This window comes from Mesorhizobium sp. M1A.F.Ca.IN.020.04.1.1 (assembly GCF_003997315.1).
GTDB lineage: Bacteria > Pseudomonadota > Alphaproteobacteria > Rhizobiales > Rhizobiaceae > Mesorhizobium.
In genome coordinates, this window is the sequence record NZ_RZSN01000377.1 from 1 (window position 1) to 1,239 (window position 1,239).

1 protein-coding gene is annotated in these 1,239 nt (G+C 67.2%); it reads right to left on the minus strand.

What is annotated here, in order from left to right; translation table 11 throughout:
* The coding region (locus EOA49_RS32000; protein WP_127243602.1) for an amidase at positions 1 to 1,197 on the minus strand (1,197 nt) is incomplete at its 3' end.
* Between the last annotated feature and the right edge of the window lie 42 nt (positions 1,198 to 1,239).

Below are 1,239 nucleotides of genomic sequence, written 5' to 3' on the forward strand. Positions count from 1 at the left end.
GACCTGGGCGGTCGGCAGCACGATAAGGTCGAAGCGCTCGAACAGCGACAGCAGCGTGCGGTGCCATGAGGTGCGCCGGACCGAGGCGGCATGGATCTGGGGCGCGGTAAGGCGCATCGCCTGCTCAACTTCCCAAACGGCCTCCGGCTTCAGCAGCCTGCGCTTTTCCGGATCGTCATAATGCGCCTTCAGTCCGCAGCCGCTGCTCGCCTGGCGCAACGTCACAAAGGCCTGCCAGAGCGCTTCGAAGTCGGCATCCGGCACCAGCGTTTCGCTGTGGAACGCGGCGTCCGCGAAGCGGGCGAGGGCAGTCTCGCACAGGTCGAGAATGCCTGGCTCCATCGGCAGATGGCCGCCGAAATCGCCGAGCCAGGCGATGCGGCCGCCGGTGGCTTTCTCCCGCAGGCCTTCGAGAAACGAGCCCTGCTTGTCATGCGACAATGGCGCCCGCGGATGATAGCCGGCCTGCTCATCGAGCAGCAGCGCGATGTCGCGCACATTCCGGCCCATCGGCCCTTCGACGCCCATCTGGGCGTGGAAGACATCGATGTCGGGGCCGGCCGGCACCAGCCCTTGCGAGGGGCGGAAGCCATAGACGTTGTTGTAGGCCGCCGGATTGCGCAGCGAGCCGCCGAAATCGCTGCCGTCGGCGACCGGCACCATGTCGAGCGCCAGCGCCACCGCCGCGCCGCCGCTCGAGCCGCCGGCGGTGAGCGTCGGATCGAAGGCATTGAGCGTCGGACCGAAGACCGGATTGTAGGTGTTGGAGCCCAGCCCGAATTCCGGAACATTGGTCTTGCCGATGATGATGGCGCCGGCCTTGCGCAGGCGCTCAACGAAGAAATCGTCCTCTTGCGGGACGAAATCGGCGAAGATCGGCGAGCCGAAGGTTGTTCTTAAGCCCTTGGTCAGGGCGAGGTCCTTGATGGCGATCGGCAGGCCGAACAGCGATCCGGCCGCGCCGCCCCGTGCCAAATGGGCGTCGGCCCTGTCGGCTTCCGCCAGGATATCGGCGCGCTCGCGCAGCGACACGATGGCGTTGACCAGCGGGTTCACAGCATCGATGCGGTCGAGAAAGGCGCTGACGACCTCGCGCGCCGACAGACGGCGCTGCCTGATCGCGTCGGTAAGCTCTACGGCGGACAAGCGACAGATGTCGCTGGCCGGCGGCACGGCGTGGTTGGTCGACGGGCGCATCGCCGTCACCGAGCGGCCAAGGCCGCGTCGACATCCTTCGCC